This is a genomic window from Variovorax sp. PDC80 (assembly GCF_900115375.1).
In the GTDB taxonomy this organism is placed as follows: Bacteria; Pseudomonadota; Gammaproteobacteria; order Burkholderiales; family Burkholderiaceae_C; genus Variovorax.
In genome coordinates, this window is the sequence record NZ_FOWG01000009.1 from 138,473 (window position 1) to 161,656 (window position 23,184).

Consider the following 23,184-nt stretch of genomic DNA (forward strand, 5'->3'; position numbering starts at 1 on the left):
CTGGAGTGACCCATGCCCCTGTGCCTCAGCCTTCTTCAGCGCGCGGACGAGGCGGTGCTGCGCAACCATGCGCACTACTGCCGCCTGTTCGGCTATCCGCACCAGTGGGCCGACACCGAGCGCATCGCTCATCCGGCGCTGCGCGCGAGCGCCAAGTACAGCCAGATCCTGCGCCACCTGCGCACGCTGGCCGAGGGTGACTGGCTGCTGTTCCTCGACGGCGATTCGGTGGTGTTCCACCCGGTCGCGGTCGAGGCGCTGATGCAGGGGCGCGACCTGGTCGCGCTCGAGGGGCCATCGACCGGCGACCGCGCCGGTCCCGCCATGACCAACATGCTGGTGCTGCGCAACACGCGCGGCAACCGCGCGCTGCTGCATCAGCTGATCATCGACGCCGGCCACGTGGTCGCGCTCGAATCGCCGCGCCTCGACGAGACCGCGCGCCTGGCACCGGCGGGGCTCCTGCCCTGCAACAGCGTGCTGGCCGAGGCCTACGTCAACGTCTCGTGGCGCGTCTCGCAGTGGCACGACGCGCGGGTCTTCGTGGTGAACCTCGCCGCGCTGCCGGTGCCGTTGCCCGACGGTGGCTGGCGCGACGAGATCCTGCACGACCTGAACCTGCAGGCGCTGCTGGTGCGCGAGGTCAACGGTGCCCTGATGCAGGGCCGCCCGGTGCTGCAGCCGCCCGACTATCCGGTGCTGTCCGACGAGGCGTGCACCAGCGTCAATCCGCAGGCGCGCATCGCCTTCCTCACGCTCTACACCCACCACATCGCCACCTACGCGCGCGTGTCGGAACACAACGTGCGCCGCTACTGCGAGCGCCATGGCCACGCGTACCACGTGTACCGGGCGTTGCCCGAAGCGATCGGGCCCGGCATCAACGGCTCGTGGGTGCGCACCTGGCTGCTGCAGCAGCACCTGGCGCAGCACGACTGGGTGATCTGGGTCGACGCCGACGTGGTCTTCCGCAACCAGGCGCGCCCCTTCGAGCCGCTGCTGCAGGGCCGCGACCTGCTGTTGGCCAAGGACGTCGGCGCCTGGCGCTTCAATTCGGGCGTCATGGGTTTTCGCAACACGCCGGCCAACCTCGCGCTGCTGGAACGCATCTGGGCGCGCATCGGCGAGGTGGCCGACAAGTCCCAGGTCTACAGCAGCCTGGGCGACCAGCACTACACCAACGAGGTGCTGAAGGAGGAGGGCCTGCTCGGCGAGCACAGCGTGCTGGACAACCTCAGCCTCAACACGCCGCCGCTGCTGGCCGACGAGGACACGCTGCTGGTCCATTTCGTGAGCCTGTCCGAGCCCTACCGGTCGGTGTACATGGCCGCCATGGACGCGGCCTCGCAGAAGAGCCGCTAGCCGCCGGCCGTGGGCGATCAAAGCCCGCGCAACCGTGCAGAACCTGACACCGCGGCGCCCGCCGCGCCAGGGCGCTCCTGTACAGTCGTACGCCCCAGAACAGCAGCGAGAGCAGAGGGATTCCCATGGCGCACATAGGCTATTCCTGGCCCACCTTCGACGTCCTGACGCAGGAGATCGTCCGGGCGATCGACCCGCAGCGCATCCTCGACATCGGCGCCGGGGGCGGCAAGTACGGCGCGCTGCTCAAGGACATCGTTCCGCGCTGCGAGCTCACCGCGCTCGAATGCGACGAAGCGGCCTTCCCGGGCCTGCGCGAAACGGGCTACCACCACATCCTCCCGATCACCGCCGACGGGCTGTACAAGCAGAGCAGCGACCTCTACGACGTCGTCATCCTCGGCGACGTGATCGAGCACATGCTGCATTCGCAGGGCCGGGACCTGCTGGAGTTCCTCAACTACCGCTCGCGCTATATCCTCATCTCCACGCCCGAGTGCATGCCGATGAGCCGCCCCGTCTTCTTCGAGGGCCACAACTCGCTCTGGCGGCCCGATTCCTTCTCGTGGCACGACTACTGGGCGCACCAGCAGTGCGGCGTGATGCATTTCTACCTGCTGCGCGGCCATGACAACTGGGCCGGCCCCGGCCTGGCGGAAGTGGTCGAGAAGGTGAACGGCGCGGGCATCTTCAACCGTTACCAGGACGAGAAGACCCAGCCGGTGCAGCTCGAGATCCGGGACACCCGCTTCAAGCAGCCCGCGGGCGACGACAACTTCATCCTCTACCGGCCTTTCTGAGAGCCGCAGCGCCATGGCCGAAGCGAACAAGACCTCCCTGCGCGACATCGACATCATCGTGTCGTACCGCGAGGCCAACGAGGAGCGGCGCGAGAACCTCTACACCGTGCTCGCGCACCTGGGGCGCACCTACACCGACTACCGGCTGTGGCTGCTCGAGGCCGCGGCCACGCCGAGCTTCGACTGGCGCCGGCTCGACGATCCGCACATCCGGCATGTCTTCGTGCCGCACGACGGTCCGTTTCCCAAGTCGATGCTCTACAACACCGGCGTGCGGCTCGCGCGCAGCCCGGTGATCTGCTTCCACGATGCCGACTCGATCGCCCAGCCGCAGTCGCTGCGGGCCTGCATCGACGCCCTGATGGAGGGGCAGGACAGCGATGCGCTGTGCCCCTACTGGTCGGTGATCAACGTCGCCGGCGCGCTCAAGCAGGGCTTCATGGCCGACCCGGACTATGGCCGCCTGGCCACCATCGATCCGCAGCAATTGCCCGAGGACGCGATCGTGCTGTACCCCAATGCCAACGGCGGCATCGTGCTGTTCAAGCGCAGCGAGTACATCCGCGTGGGCGGCTACAACGCGCGGCTCGAGGGCTGGGGCGGCGAGGACGACGAACTGCTGCGCCGCGCTTCGCGGCTCGGCGTGCGCTGGCACTCGATGAACGTGCCGATGTTCCACCTGCACCATGACTCGGTCTCGCGCGGCGAGCACATCGAGCGGATTCGCGATACCGAGAATGCGCGTGCGCCGGAGGCGATCGCCGACATGTCGCAGGAAGAGGTCGAAGCCCTGGCCGTCGAGCTGTCGGCCTTCTTTCGCTGAACCGGGGCGCCGGCCTGCGCACTCGCGGTCGGCTCAGCCGCCGGCTTGTTGCGAGCGCCACGTGAAGAAGCGCTCGATCGCGGGCTGGATGAACATCGCTTGCGACGTGGCCGTGAAGAGCCGGTGGCCCAGCTCGGCGCGTTCCAGGCGTTCTTCCGGTGCCGACAGCAGCCGCTCGGCCGTGTCCGCGAGCCGCTCATAGGGCTCGCCGAAGACCCCCTCGCGCAGCTCGGTCCGCAGCTCGCTGTCGTCGTAGATCTCGGTCAGGATCGGCTTCTTCGCGACGAAACCGACTGCCAGCCGCGGAATCTCCACCGTGCGCGTGGCGTCGAGGAAGCTCACGTTGAGCAGCAGGCGGCTGCGTGCCAGCAGGGCGGCGCGCTCCGCCACCGGGATCGAATGGTGCGCCACGACGGTCATTCCGCGCGCGCGCAGCGCCTCCAGCAGGCGCATGCGCCGATCGTTGAGGCTGCCGAAGAAGAGGACGTCGATGTCTTCGGCCACGGGCGGGTCGGACGCCGGCGGCGGCAGGATGGCGCCGGCCTGGTAGCCGTAGGGCACCAGGTCCGCGCGGGCGATGCCGAGCTCCGCGTAGCGCCGGAAGTTCAGCGCGCTGTATTCCCACACGTAGCTGTTGCGCAGGATCTCCAGGTAGGCCGGCGTGAAGGCATTGCCGCCTTCGACCAGTTGCTCGATGTTGACGACGATGCAGTCGGGCCCGAGGTGCGCCAGCTGGTTCCAGGTTAGCCCGGCCGCGAACATGACGATGTTGACGCGGCGCGCGTCGACCTGCGCCTGCTGCCAGTTGACGTCGTAGCCGAGTTCGAGGAGCCCGAGCCTGAAGCCCTCGACGATCTCTCCGATGAACTGCGGATCGCCCGCCGATGTCAGGTGCAGTGGATGTTTCATGGGCTCCCTCTTTCTCTTGGGGGCGCGCCTCCCTAATCGCGCGCCATGCGAGGGCGATTGTGTGCACGGCCGCGGCCCCATGCAAGCCGCCGCGCCTGCTCAGGATGCGGCAGGCGGCGTGGTCGCCGATTCCCACAGGCGCATTCCGCCCGCCTCGATGTGCGTCAGGTACAGCCGCAGATCGAACTCCAGCTGGTGGTAGTCCGGCTCCATGTGCGTGCACAGCGCATAGAAGGCCTTGTCGTGGTCGCGCTCCTTCATGTGCGCGAGCTCGTGCACGACGATCATGCGCAGCCAGGGGGCCGGCACGGCCTTGAACAGGTTCGCGACGCGGATCTCCTGCTTGGTCTTGAGCTTGCTGCCCTGCACGCGCGACACGGTGGTGTGGGTGCCCAGCGCGTGGCGGATCACGTGCAGCTTGCTGTCGAAGATCACCTTCGACAGCGGTCCGGCCTTGCGCATGAACTCGTTCTTGAGCCCGGTCGTGTAGAGGTAGAGCGCCTGGTCGGTCTGCACGGCATGCGCGCCCTCGGGGTAGCGCTCGCGCAGCCAGGTGCCCAGGCGCTGCTCGTCGAGCAGCCGGCGTACCTGCGCCTGCAGTGTCGTCGGATAGGCCGAGAGGTACTTCATGCGCGATGGCGCGACCGATGACGCGGAGTCGGTCGCTCAGCGTGCCGCGAAGGCCAGCCCCGAGGCCACGCCGCCGAACAGGTCGCCCTCGACCAGCGGCACGCCCGCGAAGCTCTTGCGCAGCGCCTGCTGGAAGGGCCGCAGCGCCGACGAACCGCCGGTGAGGTAGATGGCGTCGAGCTCGTTGCTGCGCAGGCCGGCGCGCTTGACGCAGGCATGGGCGCAGGCGATCACCGCCTCGAACTGCGCCGCGAGCTGCTGCGCCATGTCGGCCGGCGACAGGGTGCTCGTGAGGCCGGGCTCGGCACAGTCGAGGTCGATGACGGCGGGTGCGTCGCTGACCGAGGCGTCGATCTTGGCCTGCTCCACCGCGCCCAGCACGCGGTGGCCGTGGCGCTCGTCGAGCACCGCCATGAGCCGGTCGTGCAGCCGCATGTCGGCATAGCTGGTGCGCAGCTCGCGCGCCTGCCGGGTGGCTTTGGCGAGGTACAGCCAGTTGATCAGGTGCCACGACGACAGGTCGAAGAACACCTTGCTCGGCACCTCGCGGCCCTGCGGCCCGTGATGGCCGAAGCCCAGCAGCGGCATCACGCGGTCGAGGTTGAGCCGCTGGTCGTAGTCGGTGCCGCCGATGTGCACGCCGGTGGTGGCCAGCACGTCGTCGCCACGCTCCTCGCGCGCGGCGCGCTCGGGGCCCAGTCGCACCACGGTGAAGTCGGAGGTGCCGCCGCCGATGTCGACGATCAGCACCAGCGATTCCTTGCGCACGCGCTGCTCGTAGTCGAAGGCGGCCGCGATCGGCTCGAGCTGGAAGGCGATATCGCGGAATCCCGCGGCGCGCGCGGCGGCGCGCAGGCTCTGCTCGGCACGTTCGTCGCGCTTGCTGTCGTCGTCGACGAAGTGCACCGGCCGGCCGATCACCACGCGCTCGGGCAGGCGGCCCATCTCGCGCGCGGCCCGCTCGGCCATCTCGCGCAGGAAGCGCGCGATGATGTCCTCGAAGCTCACGAGGCCGTCGAAGATCGCGGTCTTCTCCTGCATCAGCGGGCTGCCCAGCAGGCTCTTGAGCGAGCGCATCAGCCGGCCTTCGACGCCGGCCAGGTAGAGCGCGATCGCGTCGCGGCCGAAGTGCGTGCTGCGGTCCTCGGCGTTGAAGAAGATCGCGGTGGGCAGGGTGGTGGCCGCGCCTTCGATCGGCAGCAGCCGGGTGGCGCCCGCGACGCGGCAGGCGACGGCCGAATTCGAGGTTCCGAAGTCGATGCCGATCGCGGTGGCGTTCGCGGTCGCGGTGCTCAAGATTCCCTGCGCAGCGCGGGGAACAGGATCACGTCGCGGATGCTCGGCGAATCGGTCAGCAGCATCATCAGCCGGTCGATGCCGATGCCGCAGCCGCCGGTGGGCGGCATGCCGTACTCGAGCGCGCGCACGAAATCGTGGTCGTAGTACATGGCCTCGTCGTCGCCGCCGTCCTTGGCCGCCACCTGCGCATTGAAGCGCGCGGCCTGGTCCTCGGCGTCGTTGAGCTCGCTGAAGCCGTTGCCGAACTCGCGGCCCGTGATGTAGAGCTCGAAGCGCTCGGTGACCTCGGGGCGCTCGTCGTTGGCGCGCGCCAGCGGCGAGATCTCGGTCGGGTGTTCCATGATGAAGGTCGGCTGCCAGAGCTTCTCTTCGACGGTCTCCTCGAAGTACATCACCTGCAGGCTGGCCAGGCTGCGCTGCGAGAGCTTGTCCTTCTCCTCGCTCAGGCCCAGCTTGCGCAGGGCGTTGACGAGCCAGGCGCTGTCGTCGACGCCATCGCCCGCATCGGTGTGCTTGAGGATCGCCTCGCGGATCGTCAGGCGCTCGAAGGGCTGCGTCAGGTCGACGGGCTTGCCCTGGTAGGTGAGCTGCTGCGTGCCCACGGCCTTGTCGGCGATGGTGCGGATCAGCGTCTCGGTGAAGTCCATCAGGTCGCGGTAGTTCCAGTAGGCCGCGTAGAACTCCATCATCGTGAACTCGGGGTTGTGCCGCACCGAGATGCCCTCGTTGCGGTAGCTCCGGTTGATCTCGAACACGCGCTCGAAGCCGCCGACGATCAGGCGCTTGAGGTAGAGCTCGGGCGCGATGCGCAGGAACATCTCCTGGTCGAGCGCGTTGTGGTGCGTCTTGAAGGGCTTGGCGTTGGCGCCGCCCGGGATCGGATGCAGCATCGGCGTCTCGACCTCGAGGAAGTCGTTGGCCACCATGAATTCGCGCAGCGCGCTCACGGCCTTGCTGCGCGCGGTGAAGCGCACGCGCGCCGACTCGTCGGTGATCAGGTCGACGTAGCGCTGGCGGTACTTCTGCTCCTGGTCGGCCATGCCGTGGAACTTGTCGGGCAGCGGGCGCAGGCTCTTGGTGAGCAGGCGCAGCGTCGTGACCTTGATCGACAGTTCGCCGGTCTTGGTCTTCATCAGCGTGCCTTCGGCGCCGAGGATGTCGCCGAGGTCCCAGCGCTTGAATTCGGCATAGACCTCTTCGCCGACCGCATCGCGCGTGACGTAGAGCTGGATGCGGCCGGTGGCGTCCTGCAGGGTCGCGAAGCTGGCCTTGCCCATCACGCGCTTGAGCATCATGCGGCCGCCCACGCTCACGGCGACGTTCTGCGCCTCGAGCGCTTCGGCTTCGACGACGCCATGCGCCTCGACGAGCGCGGCGGCGCGGTGGCCCGGCTTGAAGTCGTTGGGGAACGCGACGCCCTTGCCTTCGGTCTGCGCGGTGCGCAGCAGCTTGAGCTTCTCGCGGCGTTCGGCGATGAGCTGGTTGTCGTCGACGGCGGGCGTGGTCGCGGCCGGAGCAGGGGTGGGCGGCTGTTGTTCGGACATGGGGAGGCGGTGGGGGAGGCGCGCGCAGGGAAATTCGGCGCGAAAGGCGGGATTTTAGCCCAGGCGATGGCGCGCGAATTCCGGCGAACCCGTCGCCGGCCTTGCGCCATCAGCTATCAAATTCGAAGCGCGAAACGAAGCGGGGCGGGCCCTTCGGCCCTGTCGCCCGAGCGCTCAGGCGATGCCGGTGCGCGCCAGCAGATCGCCGACCAGTTCGAGCCGCATCAGCGGGCTCTCGAGCTCCATCAGCCGCTGCCGCAGCTCGAGCTGCATCGGCACCAGCTCGCACCAGCGGTTGGCGACCCAGCCGCAGTCGTCGTAGCGGTAGGGCGCGCCGATCGGCAGGCGCACCGGCGGCGAGCCGGTGGCGTCCTGCGCGCGCTTGCGTTCCTCGAGCGTGTCGACCAGGCGGCGCAGCGCGGTGGCGGTGTGCTGCAGGTCCTCGGGGATCTCGAGCGCGACGTCGTCGGGGAGGATCGCGACGTCGGCGATCCACAGGCCGTGCTTCTGCAGTTCGCTGTGGCGCACGCGAAAGCGCTGCGTGCCCACGCACTCGATCTGCAGCAGGCCGCTTTGCGGCGATTCGAATTCGCGGATCACGGCCAGCGTGCCGACCTCGGCGAAGCGCTCGGCCTGCGCGCCGGCCTTGCGCACCTCGGTGCCGCTCGTGAGGTTCACCACGCCGAAGGGCACGCCGCCCTTGCGGCACTTGCCGATCATGTCGAGGTAGCGCACCTCGAAGATGCGCAGCGGCAGCAGGCCGCCGGGGAAGAGGACCGTGCCGAGCGGGAACAAAGGCAGGGAGTTCAGAAGGGGTTGTGTCGTCATCGAAGAGCCTTGCGTGGCTATCATCGCACTCCGCTTCACCTCGCGCGCCATGCTCTATCAGATCCCATCGTTCCTCCTCGACGTGATCGTCGGCCTGCTCGGCGGCGCCTGCCTGCTGCGGCTCTACATGCAGTACCACCGCGTGCCCTTCGGCAATCCGCTGGGCCGCTTCATCTTCGCCATCACCGACTGGATCGTGCTGCCGCTGCGGCGGCTGCTGCCGGCCGTCAAGAAGTGGGACCTCGCGAGCGCCGTGGCCGCCTGGCTGCTGGTGATCGCCAAGTTCCTCGTGCTGTGGCTGCTGATCGGCAACCTCGGGCGCATCGGCGCGCTGCCGCTGGTGTCGTTCATCGGCCTGCTGCAGCTCGCGGTGTCGGGCCTGACCGCGCTGCTGGTGGTGTACGCGGTGCTCTCGTGGGTGCCGGGCGCCTCGCCGATGCTGCTCGACCTGATCTCGCGCCTGGCCGAGCCGCTGGTGCGGCCGTTCCGCCGCGTCATTCCGCTGCTCGGCGGCGTCGACCTGTCGCCGCTGGCCGCGATCGTCGTGCTGCAGGTGATCGCGATCGTGCTGAACAACCTGCTGGTGCTGGCCTACCGGCTCTGACCGTTTGCAGTCCCCATGAAAAAAGCGCCCGGAACCGCGAGTTTCCGGGCGCTTCGTCTTTTGGGAAGCCGGGACTTCAGCTCACCGCATCCGCCGGTTGGCGCAGCAGCATCGCGAGCGTGCTGGCGATGGTCTTGCGCAGTTCGCGGCGGTCGCTGATGAAGTCGATCGCGCCCTTGGTCTGCAGGAACTCGGCGCGCTGGAAGCCTTCGGGCAGGGTCACGCGCACGGTCGATTCGATCACGCGCGGGCCGGCGAAGCCGATCAGCGCCTTGGGCTCGGCGATCACCACGTCGCCCATGAAGGCGAAGCCGGCCGACACGCCACCCATGGTCGGGTCGGTCAGCACGCTGATGTAGGGCAGGCCCTTCTTCGCGAGGCGCGTGAGCGCGGCATTGGTCTTGGCCATCTGCATCAGCGACAGCAGGCCTTCCTGCATGCGCGCGCCGCCGGTGGCGGTGAAGCAGATGAACGGCACCTTCTGCTCGATCGCGGTCTCGACGCCGCGCACGAAGCGCTCGCCGACCACGCTGCCCATGCTGCCGCCCATGAATTCGAACTCGAAGCAGGCGACCACCACGCTGATGCTGTGGACCGAGCCGCCCATCACGACCAGCGCGTCGGTCTCGCCGGTGTTCTCCAGGGCTTCCTTCAGGCGCTCGGGGTACTTGCGGCTGTCCTTGAACTTGAGCGCGTCGACCGGCAGCACTTCCTGGCCGATCTCGTAGCGGCCCTCGGCATCGAGAAAAGCGTCGAGGCGCGGACGCGCGCCGATGCGATGGTGGTGGCTGCAGCTCGGGCAGACGTTCTGGTTGTGCTCGAGGTCGGTCTTGTAGAGCACCGTCTCGCAGGCCGGGCACTTGATCCACAGGCCCTCGGGCACCTGGCGGCGCTCGGCGGGGTCGGTCTGGGCGATCTTGGCGGGTAGCAGTTTTTCAAGCCAGCTCATGGGCATTCCTAGGTTCGCGCGAAGGCGGGAGAGCCTTCGGGGCCGTCAGTGCCCCTTCCGTGCTTTTTCGCATGACGAAAGGGGCCTGACGAGGGCAGCGGCGATTATCGGCCAGCCGCATTCTTCGCGGTAGCCGCCGGCAAGGCATCGAGCGCCTCGCGGATGCCCGCGAGGAATTCATGCACCGCGGGCACCACCTTCTCGCGCGGCTGGCCGTCGATCAACTGGATGATCTTGGTGCCGATCACGACCGCGTCGGCCGCCGAGCCCACTGCCTGCGCGGTGCTGGCGTCGCGGATGCCGAAGCCCACGCCGACCGGGATGCCCACGTGCTGGCGGATGCGCGGGAGCATGCGGCCGACCGCCTCGGTGTCGAGGTGGCCGGCGCCGGTCACGCCCTTGAGCGACACGTAGTAGACGTAGCCGCTCGCGATGCGCGCGACCTGCGCCATGCGCTCGTCGGTGCTGGTCGGCGCCAGCAGGAAGATCAGGTCGATGCCCGCTTCGCGCAGATCGGCGGCGAACTGCTCGCACTCCTCGGGCGGATAGTCGACCACCAGCAGGCCGTCGACGCCGGCCGCGGCCGCATCGCGGATGAAGGCGTGCTTGCCGTGCACGAGGTCGTAGCGCTCGACCGGGTTGGCATAGCCCATCAGCACCACGGGCGTGCTCGTGTCCTTCGCGCGGAAGGCCGCGACCATCGCCAGCACCTGCTTCATGCCGATGCCCAGCGCGAGCGCGGCTTCGCCGGCCTGCTGGATCACCGGGCCGTCGGCCATCGGGTCGGAGAAGGGCACGCCGAGCTCGATCACGTCGGCACCGGCCGAGACCATGCCGTGCATGAGCTCGGGCGTGATGTCGGCGAAGGGGAAGCCGGCCGTGACGTAAGGAATGAGCGCGCGGCGCCCGTCCTTCTTCAGCGCTTCGAAGGTGGCTGCGATGCGGCTCATCACTTGCCTCCCTTCACGCTCAGTCCGCGCATCGAGGGCCGGTCGTAGAAGTCGACGCCCGCGAGGTCGGCGACGGTGCCGATGTCCTTGTCGCCACGGCCCGAGAGGTTGACCAGGATCGACTGGTCGGGGCGCATGGTCTTCGCGAGCTTCAGCGCGTGGGCCACGGCGTGGCTGGATTCGAGCGCGGGAATGATGCCCTCCGTGCGGCACAGGTAGTGGAAGGCCTCGAGGGCCTCGAGGTCGGTGACGCCGACGTACTCGGCGCGGCCGATGTCGGCCAGGTACGCATGCTCGGGGCCCACGCCGGGGTAGTCGAGGCCGGCGCTGACGCTGTGCGTCTCGGTGATCTGGCCGTCCTCGTTCTGCAGCAGGTAGGTGCGGTTGCCGTGCAGCACGCCCGGGCTGCCGCGCAGGATCGAGGCGGCGTGCTTGCCGCTGTCCAGGCCTTCGCCCGCGGCCTCGACGCCGATCAGCCGCGTGCCGGCGAACGGGATGTAGGGATGGAAGATGCCGATCGCATTGCTGCCGCCGCCCACGCAGGCGACCACCGCATCGGGCTGCTTGCCCTCGGCTTCGCCGGTGATGCCGTCGGCCGCCAGCATCGCGGGCATCTGCTCGATGCACTCGGTGCCGATCACGCTCTGGAAGTCGCGCACCATCATCGGGTAGGGGTGCGGGCCGGCGACGGTACCGATGATGTAGAAGGTGTTCTCCACGTTCGTGACCCAGTCGCGCATCGCCTCGTTGAGCGCGTCCTTCAGCGTCTTGCTGCCCGACTCGACCGGCACCACCGTGGCGCCGAGCAGGTTCATGCGGTAGACGTTGGGGCTCTGGCGCTTCACGTCCTGGCTGCCCATGTAGACCACGCATTCGAGGCCGTAGCGCGCGCAGATGGTGGCCGTGGCCACGCCGTGCTGGCCGGCGCCGGTCTCGGCGATCACGCGCGGCTTGCCCATGCGGCGCGCGAGCATCGCCTGGCCGATCACGTTGTTGATCTTGTGGGCGCCGGTGTGGTTGAGGTCCTCGCGCTTGAGGTAGATCTGCGCGCCGCCCATCTCGCGGCTGGTGCGCGCGGCGTGGTAGATCGGCGAGGGCCGGCCGACGAAGTGCTTGAGCTCGTAGTGGAATTCGGCCAGGAAGGCCGGGTCTTCCTTGTACTTCGCGTACGCGTCGCGCAGCTCGTTGATCGCGTGGGTGAGCGTCTCGCTCGCGAAGGTGCCGCCGTAGTTGCCGAAATGGCCGGTGGCGTCGGGTTGCTGGTAGGTACTTTGCATGGTTCTCGATCGTTGGGCCGCAGCCCGGTCGACAACCGGGTGCGGCGGCTAACTGGAGAAGGACGAGGCGTCGGCCGCTCTCACCGCGGCGACGAATTGCCGGATCTTGCCGGCGTCCTTCAGGCCCTTGTTCCCGGGACCGTCGATCTCGACGCCCGAGCTCACATCAACGGACAGCGTCTTGCAGCGTGTCCGCAGCGTGCGAATGCCATCGCCCACGTTTGCAGGTGTGAGTCCACCACTCAAGACGAGGTGAGCGTCGACGGCGGGTGGAAGAAGTGACCAATCGAATGCCTTGCCGCCACCGCCATAACCGTCGACATGGGCGTCGAGCAGGATGGCCTGGGCGTTTGAGAAATCGGATGCGTATTTTACGAGGTCGAAGCGGGCGCCGGCCTCGCCGAGGGGAATGCGGGCCGCGCGCATGAAGCGGAAGCGGCCGTTTCCGCTCGCCGCGAGGCAGTCGGCGGGCGTTTCATCGCCATGGAACTGGGCGATGGCGCCCGGCACCCGGGCCAGCGCGGCGATGGCCTCGGCGGGTTGCGCATCGACGAACAGCAGCACCGGCGTGACGAAGGGCGGCAGGCGCGCGGCCAGCGCGGCCGCGCGTTCGGGCGCGATGGCGCGCGGGCTCTTGGGGTAGAGCACGAAGCCGACGGCATCGGCGCCGGCTTCCACGGCGGCATCGAGGTCGGCCTCGCGCGTGAGGCCGCAGATCTTGATGCGGGTGCGCGGCGGGAGAAGGCTCATGGCGGGCCATCATAGGCCGCGCGGGCGGCCTGGAAGGTGGCCTCGGCCGGCAGACCCCACTTGGCGTCGTACAACGGGCCGAGGAAGTACAGCCCGTCGGGCGAGAAGGTCGGTGCCGCCGCGTCGCGGCTGCGCGCCGCGAGCACCTCGCTGATCCACTCGGGCGACTCGGCGCCCCGGCCCACGCGCACCAGGCAACCCATCAGGTTGCGGATCATGTGGTGCAGGAAGGCATCGGCCTCGAACTCGAACTGCCAGCGGCAGCGCTCGCCCTCGCCGTGGCGCGTGATCTCGATGCGCCGCAGGTTCTTGACCGGCGAGCGGGCCTGGCAGGCCGAGGCGCGGAACGAGCTGAAATCGTGTTCGCCGATCAGCAGCGCGGCCGCGGCGCGCATCGCGTCGCCGTCGAGCAGGTTCATCGACCAGCCGACCCGCCCCGCGTCGAGGCTGGGACGCACTGGCGACTGCGAGAGCACGTAGACGTAGCGCCGCGCGAGGGCGCTGGCACGGCAATGGAATTCGGCCGGCACCGGGTGCGCCCACTGCACCGCGATGTCGTCGGGCAGGTAGCGGTTGGTGCCGCGCATCCAGGAGAAGGGTTCGCGCTGCACCTCGGTATCGAAGTGCACCACCTGCATCAGCCCGTGCACGCCGGCGTCGGTGCGGCCGGCGCACAGCGTGGAGATGCGTTGCGCGGCGAACTGGGACAGCGCCTTCTCGAGCTTGTCCTGCACCGTGCGGCCCGAGGACTGGCTCTGCCAGCCGTCGTAGGCCTGGCCGTTGTAGCGGATGCCGAGCGCCAGCCTCACGAAACCAGGAACAAGGAGGCCGGCGCCGCGCGCTCAGCGCAGCTCGGCGAGCAACTGCCGCGCCTGCGACTTGAGTTCGCCGGCGCTTTCGGCTTCGACTTCCTCGACCAGCGAGCGCGCGCCCTCGACGTCGCCGATGGCCTGCAGCTCGCGCGCCAGCGACAGCTTGACGGCATGCGGGCTCTCGTCGTCCTCATGGGCCGACGCCGACGGCGCGGGATGGTCGGCGCCGTTGCCCGAGCGGGCGGGCAGGCCGGCCAGGGCGCTCATGTCGAACTCGATGAAGCCCGAATCGGCCGGCAGGCCGGCACCGCCGCGCAGCACGGCCGGGCGGGTGTTGTCGGCGTCGTTGAGCGAGCCGGGCAGGGTGTCGAGCGGCAGCGCGCCGGGGGCGGTATCGAAATCGTTCTCGAGGTCGACCGTCGGCTGCGCAGCCAGGCTGGCGGACGGGGGCGTCGTCGGGCGCGCGGTCGGGGCGGGCGCATAGGCCGACTTCGGCAGGCTGGCGCCGACCGGTGCCAGCGGCGGCGGTGCGGGCGGCTGGCTCAGGTCGAGATCGAAGTCGAGCGGTGCCACCGAGGGCACGAAGGCCGGAGCGGCTGCCACCGGAGCCGGCGCGGGCGCGGGCTTGGCGGCGACCGGCGGGCGGGCCGAGGCGGCCGCCAGCGCGGTCGCGAGGGCGGCGCTCTCGGCGGGCGTGGCGCTGCGCGGCGTGCCCGATTCGTACAGCGGGTTGCCAGGATCGAGTTCCTTGCCCATGTCGACCACGCGGGTCCAGTCGGCGCCGCTGCCGCCGGTGAGCTTGTGCACTTCGGTGGCCAGGCCTTCGTAGGCGCGCAGGTCGCGGCGCTTGGCGTGGATCTCGAGCAGCTTCAGGTGGATCGCCGTGCGGTCGGGATTCACGCGCAGCGCTTCGCGCAGGATCTCCTCGGCCTGCAGGTCGCGGCCGTAGGCCAGGTACACGTCGGCCTCGGCCACCGGGTCGACGTCGCCGGCATCGAGCTGGCTCGGCGAGTACGACAGCGAGGAGACGGTGGAATCGCCGCGGTTCTTGGTGTCGACCGATTCGCCGCCGCTGGCGCCGAAGAAGGAGTCCTTCGGGATGCGGCTCTCGAGGAACACGCTCTCGCTCATTTCCTCGCGCCGGCGGCCCAGCACGCGGTAGAGCAGGAAGCCGATCAGCAGCGCGATCAGCGCGATGCCGCCCAGCATCAGCGGGTTGTCGAGCAGTTCGTCGAGGAAGCTGCGTTCGGGCGGCGGAGGCGGCGGCGCCACGACCTTCTTGGGCGCGGGCTTGGGTGCGGGTGCCGCGGCACTGGCCGCGGGGCTCGGAGCGGGGGCGCCGGTGGCTGCAGCGCCTTCGGTGGGGGTGGCGGCCGCGGCGGCTGCGGCGGGCGCTGCCGCTGGCGCAGCCTCGACGGCGGGCGTCGCTGCGGCCGGGGCCGGCGTGGCTGCAGCAGCGGGTGCCGGTGCAGGCGCGGCAGCGGGGCTCGGTGCGGTGGCGGCGGGGCCGGCGACCGGCACCGGGATGCCCGGCGTGGTGGCGGGCGCGGCGGCTGGGGCGGCCGCAGCGGCAGGCGTGGGCGCGGCCGAAGGCGCCGCGGCGGTCGAGCCACCCGCGGCCTTGAGCTTGTTGAGCTCCTCGATGTTCTTCGACAGTTCGGCGGCGCGGGCGCTGCGATCCTGCGCCTGGCGGGTCTGCGCGACCTTTTCCTCGGCGGCGCGCGCGGTGGCGCTGCCTTGCGAGATGGTGAGCTTGTCGGGCGCGGCGGCGGCTGCGTTGCGGTCCTCGACATTGGCCTGCACCCGGCCGCCAGCGCGGCGGCTGGCGCCGGCCACGTTCGAGGTCGGGGCGTTCTCGGCCAGCCGCTGGCGGTAGGCGCCGAAGTCGCGGCTCTGGGCCGTGACCGTGCGGCGGGCTTCCGCGGCCGGCACCGCGCCGGCTTCGGCGGCGCTCGGCAGGTCGAGCACGGCGCCGGCCTTGATGCGGTTGACGTTGCCGCCGATGAAGGCATCGGGGTTGGCCATCAGCAGCGCGACCAGCATCTGGTCGAGCGAGATGTCGGCCGGCTTGTTGGCCGCCGCGATCTTGCCGGCGGTGTCGCCGCGCTGCACCGTGAGCTGTTCGCCGCTGCCCGCCGGGCGGGGCGAAGGAGCGACGGGTGCGGCGGAGGAGGCCGCGGACGGTGCCGGTGCCACGGTGACTGGCGCGGGCGCCGCGGCCGGTGCGCGGCGCGTGCGCGCGACGACCGGGCCCGGGCGCTCGACGGGTGCCGCGACCCGCGGCGAGACGGGGGCGATCGGCGTGCCGGCATCGACCGCGGGGCGCGCGGCCGGCGGATCGAGCAGCACGGTGTAGTCGCGCACGATGCGGCCGGTGCTGCCGTTGGCTTCGAGCAGCAGGTCGATGAAGGGGTCGTTGAGCGGACGACTGCCGTTGAGGCGCACCACGTACTGGCCGCCGGCGCGACGCTGCAGCGTCGCGCGCACGTCGCTGAGGGCCGGGTTGTAGGGCACGCCGGCCGCCTTGAAGGCGTCGGCTGTGGCCACGTTGATCTTGAGGCTGTCGGCTTCGGCGGTCGTGATCTCGGTCACGTCGATCTCGGCCCGCAGCGGTTCGCCCAGCGCCGACTGCACCTTCAGCGGACCCAGTGCCAACGCGCTCGCATCGGTGCTGGCCAGACCCATCGCCACGGCCACCGCCGCACTCAGGACGGACAGACGAACGCCGTTCAGGGGAAGGGAGGAGCGAGCGGCCGATGGGCAGGCCGCGGGCAACAGATGTCTTGTCATGCTGATAGGGGGGCGGCTCAGGCCCAGAAATTGTAAGAGGACGTTAGCATCATCACCCCCTACTGACAAGGCAGTGCGCCCGTTCTACCCAGTGCGCGCATACTTACGAACACATCTTCTGTCGCCTTTCGACAACAAGGGGGTAGGCAACGGGCGCGAACTGCCCCCATCAGGCTTCCAGCAGGATGCGCAGCATGCGGCGCAGCGGTTCGGCGGCGCCCCAGAGGAGCTGGTCGCCGATGGTGAAGGCGCCGACGTACTCCGGGCCCATCGCCAGCTTGCGGATGCGGCCGACCGGGATGCCCATGGTGCCAGTCACGGCCACGGGCGTCAGGTCCTGCAGGGTGGCTTCGCGGGTGTTCGGCACCACCTTCACCCAGGCGTTGTCGGCGGCGATCATGGCTTCGATGTCGGCCACCGGCACGTCCTTCTTGAGCTTGAAGGTCAGCGCCTGGCTGTGGCAGCGCATGGCGCCGATGCGCACGCAGAAGCCGTCGACCGGCGTGGCCGCGGTGCCGAAGCCCGCGCCCTGGCCGAGGATCTTGTTGGTCTCGGCGCCGCCCTTCCACTCTTCCTTCGACATGCCGTCGCCCAGGTCCTTGTCGATCCAGGGGATCAGCGAGCCGCCGAGCGGGGCGCCGAAGTTGGCGGTCTCGGCCGCGCTCAGGTTCTGCTGCTTGTGCAGCACCTTGCGGTCGATCTCGAGGATGGCGGACTTGGGGTCGTCGAGCAGCGAGCGGACCTCGGCGTTGAGCGTGCCGAACTGCGTCAGCAGCTCGCGCATGTGCTGCGCGCCGCCGCCCGAGGCGGCCTGGTAGGTCATGCTGGTCATCCACTCGACCAGGCCGGCCTTGTAGAGCGCGCCCACGCCCATCAGCATGCAGCTCACGGTGCAGTTGCCGCCGATCCAGTTCTTGCCGCCATTGGTCAGCGCGTTCTGGATCACGGGCAGGTTGACCGGATCGAGCACGATGATCGCGTCGTCCTTCATGCGCAGCGTGGAGGCGGCGTCGATCCAGTGGCCGTTCCAGCCGGCGGCACGCAGCTTGGGGAACACCTCGGTCGTGTAGTCGCCACCCTGGCAGGTGATGACGATGTCGCACTTCTTCAGGGCCTCGATGTCGTGCGCGTCCTTGAGGGCGGTCTCGTTCTTGGCCATCGCCGGGGCCTTGCCGCCGGCGTTGGAGGTCGAGAAGAAGACCGGCTCGATGAGGCCGAAGTCGTTTTCGGCCTGCATGCGGTCCATCAGGACCGAGCCGACCATGCCGCGCCAGCCCACGAGGCCGACCAGAGGTTGAGATGCGTTCGCCATTTGAGTGTGCCCTTTAAGAAAAAAGAAAGTCGCTGGTTTCTCTTTGCGCCCGACTCGTCAGGAGCCGGGTGGGCGTGACGAAGCGGGCTGCGGTTAGCCGGTAATCGTCTTTTTGGTGATCGAGGCCGAGAGTGCCGCCACCACGGCGTCGCCCATCTCGATGGTGCCGACCTTGCGGGTGCCCTCCGACCAGATGTCCCCCGTGCGCAGGCCGGAGGCCAGCACATGCTTGACCGCCGACTCGATCCGGTCGGCAGCTTCGGCTTGGTTGAGGGAGAAACGGAGCATCATGGCAGCGGACAGTATTGTAGCCAGGGGATTGGCGACCCCTTTGCCGGCAATGTCGGGCGCGCTGCCGTGGCTGGGCTCGTACAGGCCCTGGTTGCTGGCATTGAGCGAGGCCGAGGGCAGCATGCCGATCGAGCCCGTGAGCATCGCGGCCTCGTCCGAGAGGATGTCGCCGAACATGTTGCCGGTGACCACCACGTCGAACTTCTTGGGCGCCTTCACGAGCTGCATGGCGGCGTTGTCGACGTACATGTGGTCGAGCTCGACGTCCGGATAGTCCTTGCCGACCTCGGTCACGACGTCCTTCCAGAACTGGAAGGTTTCGAGCACGTTGGCCTTGTCGACGCTGGTCACGCGCTTGCTGCGCTTGCGGGCGGCCTCGAAGGCCACGCGCGCGATGCGCTCGATCTCGGGGCGCGAGTAGCGCATCGTGTCGAAGGCTTCCTCGGCGCCCGGGAAGTGGCCGTCGACCGCGGTGCGGCGGCCGCGCGGCTGGCCGAAGTAGATGTCGCCGGTCAGCTCGCGGATGATGAGGATGTCCAGGCCCGCGATCAGCTCGGGCTTGAGGCTCGAGGCGCCTACCAGCTGCTCGTAGCAGATGGCCGGGCGGAAGTTGGCGAACAGGCCGAGGTTCTTGCGCAGGCCCAGGATGGCCTGCTCGGGGCGCAGCGGCCGGTCGAGCTTGTCGTACTTCCAGTCGCCCACCGCGCCGAACAGCACCGCGTCGGCCTCCTTGGCGAGCTTGAGCGTCGAATCGGGCAGCGGGTGGCCATGGGCCTCGTAGGCGGCGCCGCCGACCAGGGCGGTCTCCAGCTCGAACTTCAGGTCGAGCACCTGGAGCACCTTGACGGCTTCCGCCACGATTTCGGTGCCGATGCCGTCACCAGGGAGAACTGCGATTTTCATTGGGTGGTTGTCGAAGGAAGTGAAACGGAAAACGCTCAGGCGTTGGCGAGCATCGTGTGCGCGAGCCAGGGCTTCTGCGCCAGCCGCTCGGCCTCGAAGGCCTTGATCTTGTCCTTGTGGCGCAGCGTGAGGCCGATGTCGTCCAGGCCGTTGATCAGGCAGTACTTGCGGAAGGCCTGCACGTCGAAGGCGAACTCCTGGCCGTCGGGCTTCACCACCACCTGGCGCTCGAGGTCGATGGTCAGCGAATAGCCCGGGAAGGCGAAGGTCTCGTCGAACAGCTGGGCCACCTGCGTCTCGGACAGCACGATCGGCAGCAGGCCGTTCTTGAAGCTGTTGTTGAAGAAGATGTCGGCATAGCTCGGCGCGATGATGGCGCGGAAGCCGTACTGGTCGAGCGCCCACGGCGCATGCTCGCGCGACGAGCCGCAGCCGAAGTTCTTGCGCGCCAGCAGCACCGAGGCGCCCGCGTAGCGCGGCTGGTTCAGCACGAAGTCGGGGTTCGGCTTGCGGCTGGCAGGGTCCTGGCCGGGCTCGCCCGGATCGAGGTAGCGCCATTCGTCGAACAGGTTCACGCCGAAGCCGGTGCGCTTGATCGACTTGAGGAACTGCTTCGGAATGATCGCGTCGGTGTCGACGTTCTCGCGGTCCATCGGGGCCACGAGGCCCTTGTGCACGGTGAATTTCTGCATGGGGTGTCTCCTGGTCAGGCGAAGGTGCGCACGTCGACGAAATGGCCGTGCACGGCGGCCGCGGCGGCCATGGCCGGGCTCACGAGGTGGGTGCGGCCGCCCGCGCCCTGGCGGCCTTCGAAGTTGCGGTTGCTGGTCGAGGCGCAGCGCTCGCCGGGCTCGAGGCGGTCGGCGTTCATCGCCAGGCACATCGAGCAGCCGGGCTCGCGCCATTCGAAACCCGCGGCCTTGAAGATCTGGTCGAGCCCTTCGCGCTCGGCCTGTTCCTTCACCACGCCCGAGCCGGGCACCACGAGCGCCAGCTTCACGTTCTTCGCGACCTTCTGGCCCAGCTTCTTCACCACGGCCGCGGCCTCGCGCATGTCCTCGATGCGGCTGTTGGTGCACGAGCCGATGAACACCTTGTCGATGAAGATGTCGTTCATCTGCTTGTTCGGCTCCAGGCCCATGTAGACCAGCGCGCGCTCGATGGCGCCGCGCTTGCTGCTGTCCTTTTCCTTGTCGGGATCGGGCACGCGGCCGTCGATCGCCACCACCATCTCGGGCGAGGTGCCCCAGGTGACCTGCGGCTTGACCTGGGTCGCGTCGAGTTCGACCACGGTGTCGAACTTCGCGCCGGGGTCGGACTGCAGCGTGCGCCAGTAGGCCGCGGCCTGGTCCCATTCGACGCCGGTGGGCGCCAGCGGGCGGCCCTTGATGTAGGCGACGGTCTTCTCGTCGACCGCCACCAGGCCGGCGCGCGCGCCGGCCTCGATCGCCATGTTGCACACCGTCATGCGGCCTTCCATGCTGAGGTCGCGAATGGCCGAGCCGGCGAACTCGATCGTGTAGCCGGTGCCGCCGGCGGTGCCGATCTTGCCGATGATGGCCAGCACGATGTCCTTGGCCGTGCAGCCCAGGGGCAGCTTGCCCTCGACCTTCACGAGCATGTTCTTGGCCTTCTTGCCCAGCAGCGTCTGCGTGGCCATCACGTGCTCGACCTCGCTGGTGCCGATGCCGTGCGCGAGCGCGCCGAAGGCGCCGTGCGTGGAGGTGTGCGAGTCGCCGCAGACCACCGTCATGCCCGGCAGCGTGGCGCCGGTCTCGGGGCCGATCACGTGCACGATGCCCTGGCGCTTGCTCAGGAACGGGAAGAACGCGGCCGCGCCGAACTCGGCGATGTTGTGGTCGAGCGTGGTGACCTGTTCCTTGCTGGTCGGGTCGGCGATGCCTTCGTAGCCGCGCTCCCAGCCGGTGGTCGGCGTGTTGTGGTCGGCCGTGGCCACCACCGAGCTGATGCGCCACAGCTTGCGGCCGGCTTCGCGCAGCCCTTCGAAGGCCTGCGGGCTGGTGACTTCGTGCACCAGGTGGCGGTCGATGTAGAGGATCGCGGTGCCGTCTTCCTCGGTGTGGACGACGTGTTCGTCCCAGATCTTGTCGTAGAGCGTGCGTGCCATGTCGGTCTCTTCTCTTTCGTGGGGAATGGATTGTCTTGTGTTTCAGGCCGCGAGCCGGTCGGTGCCGGGTTCGGCCTCGGCCTCGGTGGAGGAGGCCGCGTGCAGGTGGTTCACCAGCGTGCGGGCCGCCACCGGCAGCGTGGAGAAATCGCGCGCCACCAGCCGGATCTCGCGCGCGGCCCAGGCGTCGGACAGCGCCACGCTGACCAGCCCGCGGCCGATGCCGTCCTGCATCAGCTCGAAGGCGCGCTGCGGCATCACGCCGATGCCCAGGCCGTTCTGGATCATCCGGCACATCGCATCGAGGCCGGTGACGTGGATGCGCAGCTTGACGCTGCGGCCCGCGAGCAGCGCGGCCTCGTGCATCGCCACGTAGATCGAGCTGTTGGTGTGCAGGCCCACGTGGTCGTAATCGAGCGCGGCGATGAACTCGATCGCGCCCTGGTCGGCCAGCGCGTGGCCCGCGGGCACGATCAGCGCGAGGCGGTCGTGCCGGTAGGGCAGGCTCTGCAGCTCGCCCGCGCCGCCGGCCACGTGGCACACGCCGAGGTCGGCCGCGCCTTCCTGCACCGCGCGGATCACCTCGGTGCTCAGGTGCTCCTCGAGGTCGATCTTGATCGCCTCGTGGGCGCGCGTGAACACGCCCAGGTCTTCCGGCAGGAACTGCACGATGGCCGAGATGTTGGCGTGCACCCGCACGTGGCCGCGCACGCCGTCGGCGTACTCGCTGAGCTCGCCCTGCATCTTCTCGAGGCTGTAGAGCACCGAGCGGGCGTGGTGCAGCAGGCTCTCGCCGGCCGGCGTCAGGTCGACGCCGCGCGCATGGCGGTAGAGCAGGGTGGTGCCGAGCGTGGCCTCGAGGTCCGACAGCCGCTTGCTGATGGCCGAGGCGGCGATGAATTCGCGCTCCGCGGCGCGGCCGATGCTGCCCAGCTCGCACACGGCCACGAACAGCTGCAGCGACGTGAGGTCGATGCGGCGGGCAAAGTTGCGTTCGGACGTGCTCATGGGGGCTTGGGCATCGCATCTGGCGATGAGTCGGCTATTTTCTCCTTATTTTTTCGCCATGGTCGTCGTGATGAGAGATGGCTTCATTGCCCGGAGGCGACGGGTGCTGTTCGCAAATGCGTGGTCTGGCATACCATCAATTGTTAGTAAGTGTTGCAAGGACACCTGGGCATGACCCACTCCGCTGCCGACGACAAGCCGCCGCCTCATGCCGATCGCAGGATGCTTCCGGCCGATCCGACATCGGAGGAGGCCCGCTTGCGCTACGAGATGCCGCCGGCAGGTCCGCGCGTGCAGCATGTGCGGCGCCACCTTCCGCCCACGCTGCTGGCCGAGCCGCGCGTGATCAAGGCAGTTCGCCGCATCGAGCAGGACCTTCCGCACGACCACCATCTGGCCGAACTCGCGCGCGCCAATGGTTTGAGTCCTTTCCATTTCCACCGCCTGTTCGCCGAGGTGATGGGGGAGGCCCTGAGCGGCTTCATCCGGCGCCAGCGCCTCGACGCCGCGGCGATCCGGCTCGCGGCCAGCGAACTCTCGATGCTCGAGATCGGCACCGTGGCGGGCTACGGCAGCCTCGCGGCGTTCTCGCGCGCGTTCCAGCGCCAGTTCGGCGTCGCCCCGACCGTCTACCAGCCCGCCGCGCGTGCGGCGGTGCGGCCGCCGGTGCCCGAGCAACTGGCGATGGCCGACCGCGTGCGGCTCGAGCGCTGGGAGATCCGGCCGCTGGTCGGTCTGCGCTTCCACGGCGGCTATGACCAGGCGGAGTGCTACTGGGCGCGCTTCGCCGACGAGGTGCGGCTGCGGCTGGGGCTCGACCCCGACACGCTCGAGTGCTACGCGCTGATCCGTGACAACCCCTTGATCACGCCGCAGGGGCTGATCCGCTACGACTGCTGCTTCGCCGACCCGGGCTTGCCCGAGGAATTGCCCGCGCCATTCGCGCGCCTGCCGCCGATGCAGATCAGCCGCTGTGCCACGCTGCTGCTCGAAGCACCGTACCGCAAGGTGTTCGCGGCCTATCGCGCGATCGCGAATGTCTGGACCGCGCGCCACGGCGAGCATTTCGCCGAGGCGCCAGCGATGGAGCGCTACCACGCGCCGCCGTGGCGGCGCATGGGACAGGTCCAGTCGTTCTCGATCATGGTGATGCTGATCTGAGTCGCAGCCACGGATTTCCGTCGTTTTTCCCCGACGACCGCAAGCGCGATCAAA

General features: G+C 69.1%; 21 protein-coding genes. 5 read left to right on the forward strand and 16 right to left on the reverse strand.

The features are described 5' to 3' along the window. Positions 1–12 precede the first annotated feature (12 nt). The 3 genes from BM109_RS25005 (at position 13) to BM109_RS25015 (ending at position 2,985) form a co-directional block, all read left to right on the forward strand. A complete protein-coding gene (locus BM109_RS25005; protein ID WP_093348701.1) occupies positions 13–1,362 on the forward strand; it encodes a glycosyltransferase family protein in 1,350 nt (449 codons plus the stop codon). 125 nt (positions 1,363–1,487) lie between these two features. Next, on the forward strand, positions 1,488–2,162 hold the full coding sequence (locus BM109_RS25010) for a class I SAM-dependent methyltransferase (protein ID WP_093348704.1): 675 nt from the start codon (positions 1,488–1,490) through the stop codon (positions 2,160–2,162). 13 nt (positions 2,163–2,175) lie between these two features. After that, positions 2,176–2,985, forward strand: a complete 810-nt coding sequence (locus BM109_RS25015) for a glycosyltransferase family 2 protein (RefSeq protein WP_093348707.1) — start codon at positions 2,176–2,178, stop codon at positions 2,983–2,985. A gap of 33 nt (positions 2,986–3,018) precedes the next feature. Here BM109_RS25015 and BM109_RS25020 read toward each other — a convergent pair whose 3' ends face one another. The 5 genes from BM109_RS25020 to BM109_RS25040 form a co-directional block, all read right to left on the reverse strand. Then, positions 3,019–3,894 carry a CgeB family protein gene (locus tag BM109_RS25020; protein ID WP_093348709.1) on the reverse strand — a complete coding sequence of 292 codons (876 nt, stop codon included), beginning with the start codon at positions 3,892–3,894 and terminating at the stop codon, positions 3,019–3,021. A 99-nt stretch (positions 3,895–3,993) separates the two neighbouring features. Continuing rightward, the gene (locus tag BM109_RS25025) at positions 3,994–4,524 is read right to left on the reverse strand and encodes a M48 metallopeptidase family protein (protein WP_093348712.1); all 531 of its coding nucleotides are present in this window, start codon (positions 4,522–4,524) and stop codon (positions 3,994–3,996) included. Positions 4,525–4,560: 36 nt separating this feature from the next. After that, positions 4,561–5,820, reverse strand: coding sequence for an Hsp70 family protein (locus tag BM109_RS25030; RefSeq protein WP_093348715.1), 1,260 nt, complete (start codon positions 5,818–5,820; stop codon positions 4,561–4,563). Next, a complete protein-coding gene (gene lysS, locus BM109_RS25035; protein WP_093348717.1) occupies positions 5,817–7,367 on the reverse strand; it encodes a lysine--tRNA ligase in 1,551 nt (516 codons plus the stop codon). The genes BM109_RS25030 and lysS overlap by 4 nt, the downstream gene beginning before the upstream one ends. Before the next feature lie 174 nt (positions 7,368–7,541). Then, positions 7,542–8,195 carry an LON peptidase substrate-binding domain-containing protein gene (locus BM109_RS25040; protein WP_256222764.1) on the reverse strand — a complete coding sequence of 218 codons (654 nt, stop codon included), beginning with the start codon at positions 8,193–8,195 and terminating at the stop codon, positions 7,542–7,544. A 49-nt stretch (positions 8,196–8,244) separates the two neighbouring features. Between BM109_RS25040 and BM109_RS25045 the strand changes: the two genes are divergently transcribed. Beyond that, on the forward strand, positions 8,245–8,799 hold the full coding sequence (locus tag BM109_RS25045; RefSeq protein ID WP_057592332.1) for a YggT family protein: 555 nt from the start codon (positions 8,245–8,247) through the stop codon (positions 8,797–8,799). A 76-nt stretch (positions 8,800–8,875) separates the two neighbouring features. Here BM109_RS25045 and accD read toward each other — a convergent pair whose 3' ends face one another. The 11 genes from accD to BM109_RS25100 form a co-directional block, all read right to left on the reverse strand. Then, on the reverse strand, positions 8,876–9,748 hold the full coding sequence (accD, locus tag BM109_RS25050) for an acetyl-CoA carboxylase, carboxyltransferase subunit beta (RefSeq protein ID WP_057592272.1): 873 nt from the start codon (positions 9,746–9,748) through the stop codon (positions 8,876–8,878). Between the two features lie 104 nt (positions 9,749–9,852). Further along, a complete protein-coding gene (gene trpA / locus BM109_RS25055) occupies positions 9,853–10,698 on the reverse strand; it encodes a tryptophan synthase subunit alpha (protein WP_093348719.1) in 846 nt (281 codons plus the stop codon). Continuing rightward, on the reverse strand, positions 10,698–11,975 hold the full coding sequence (trpB, locus tag BM109_RS25060) for a tryptophan synthase subunit beta (RefSeq protein ID WP_093348722.1): 1,278 nt from the start codon (positions 11,973–11,975) through the stop codon (positions 10,698–10,700). Before trpB ends, trpA begins: the two co-directional genes overlap by 1 nt. A gap of 48 nt (positions 11,976–12,023) precedes the next feature. Then, positions 12,024–12,725 carry a phosphoribosylanthranilate isomerase gene (locus tag BM109_RS25065; RefSeq protein ID WP_093348724.1) on the reverse strand — a complete coding sequence of 234 codons (702 nt, stop codon included), beginning with the start codon at positions 12,723–12,725 and terminating at the stop codon, positions 12,024–12,026. After that, positions 12,722–13,534, reverse strand: coding sequence for a tRNA pseudouridine(38-40) synthase TruA (gene truA / locus BM109_RS25070; RefSeq protein ID WP_057592268.1), 813 nt, complete (start codon positions 13,532–13,534; stop codon positions 12,722–12,724). The genes BM109_RS25065 and truA overlap by 4 nt, the downstream gene beginning before the upstream one ends. A 33-nt stretch (positions 13,535–13,567) precedes the next feature. Continuing rightward, a complete protein-coding gene (locus BM109_RS25075; RefSeq protein WP_093348727.1) occupies positions 13,568–16,327 on the reverse strand; it encodes a FimV/HubP family polar landmark protein in 2,760 nt (919 codons plus the stop codon). Between the two features lie 169 nt (positions 16,328–16,496). Then, on the reverse strand, positions 16,497–17,639 hold the full coding sequence (gene asd, locus BM109_RS25080) for an aspartate-semialdehyde dehydrogenase (protein ID WP_057595813.1): 1,143 nt from the start codon (positions 17,637–17,639) through the stop codon (positions 16,497–16,499). Positions 17,640–17,732: 93 nt separating this feature from the next. Beyond that, entirely contained in the window at positions 17,733–18,833 is a 1,101-nt protein-coding gene (gene leuB / locus BM109_RS25085) for a 3-isopropylmalate dehydrogenase (RefSeq protein ID WP_093348729.1), read from the reverse strand. A gap of 35 nt (positions 18,834–18,868) precedes the next feature. Continuing rightward, positions 18,869–19,525 carry a 3-isopropylmalate dehydratase small subunit gene (gene leuD / locus BM109_RS25090; RefSeq protein WP_093348732.1) on the reverse strand — a complete coding sequence of 219 codons (657 nt, stop codon included), beginning with the start codon at positions 19,523–19,525 and terminating at the stop codon, positions 18,869–18,871. Positions 19,526–19,539: 14 nt separating this feature from the next. Further along, complete coding sequence (gene leuC, locus BM109_RS25095) at positions 19,540–20,961, reverse strand: 3-isopropylmalate dehydratase large subunit (RefSeq protein WP_093348735.1); 1,422 nt, start codon at positions 20,959–20,961, stop codon at positions 19,540–19,542. Positions 20,962–21,003: 42 nt separating this feature from the next. Further along, entirely contained in the window at positions 21,004–21,969 is a 966-nt protein-coding gene (locus BM109_RS25100; RefSeq protein ID WP_093348737.1) for a LysR substrate-binding domain-containing protein, read from the reverse strand. 171 nt (positions 21,970–22,140) lie between these two features. Between BM109_RS25100 and BM109_RS25105 the strand changes: the two genes are divergently transcribed. Continuing rightward, on the forward strand, positions 22,141–23,130 hold the full coding sequence (locus BM109_RS25105; RefSeq protein ID WP_093348740.1) for an AraC family transcriptional regulator: 990 nt from the start codon (positions 22,141–22,143) through the stop codon (positions 23,128–23,130). Positions 23,131–23,184 lie beyond the last annotated feature (54 nt).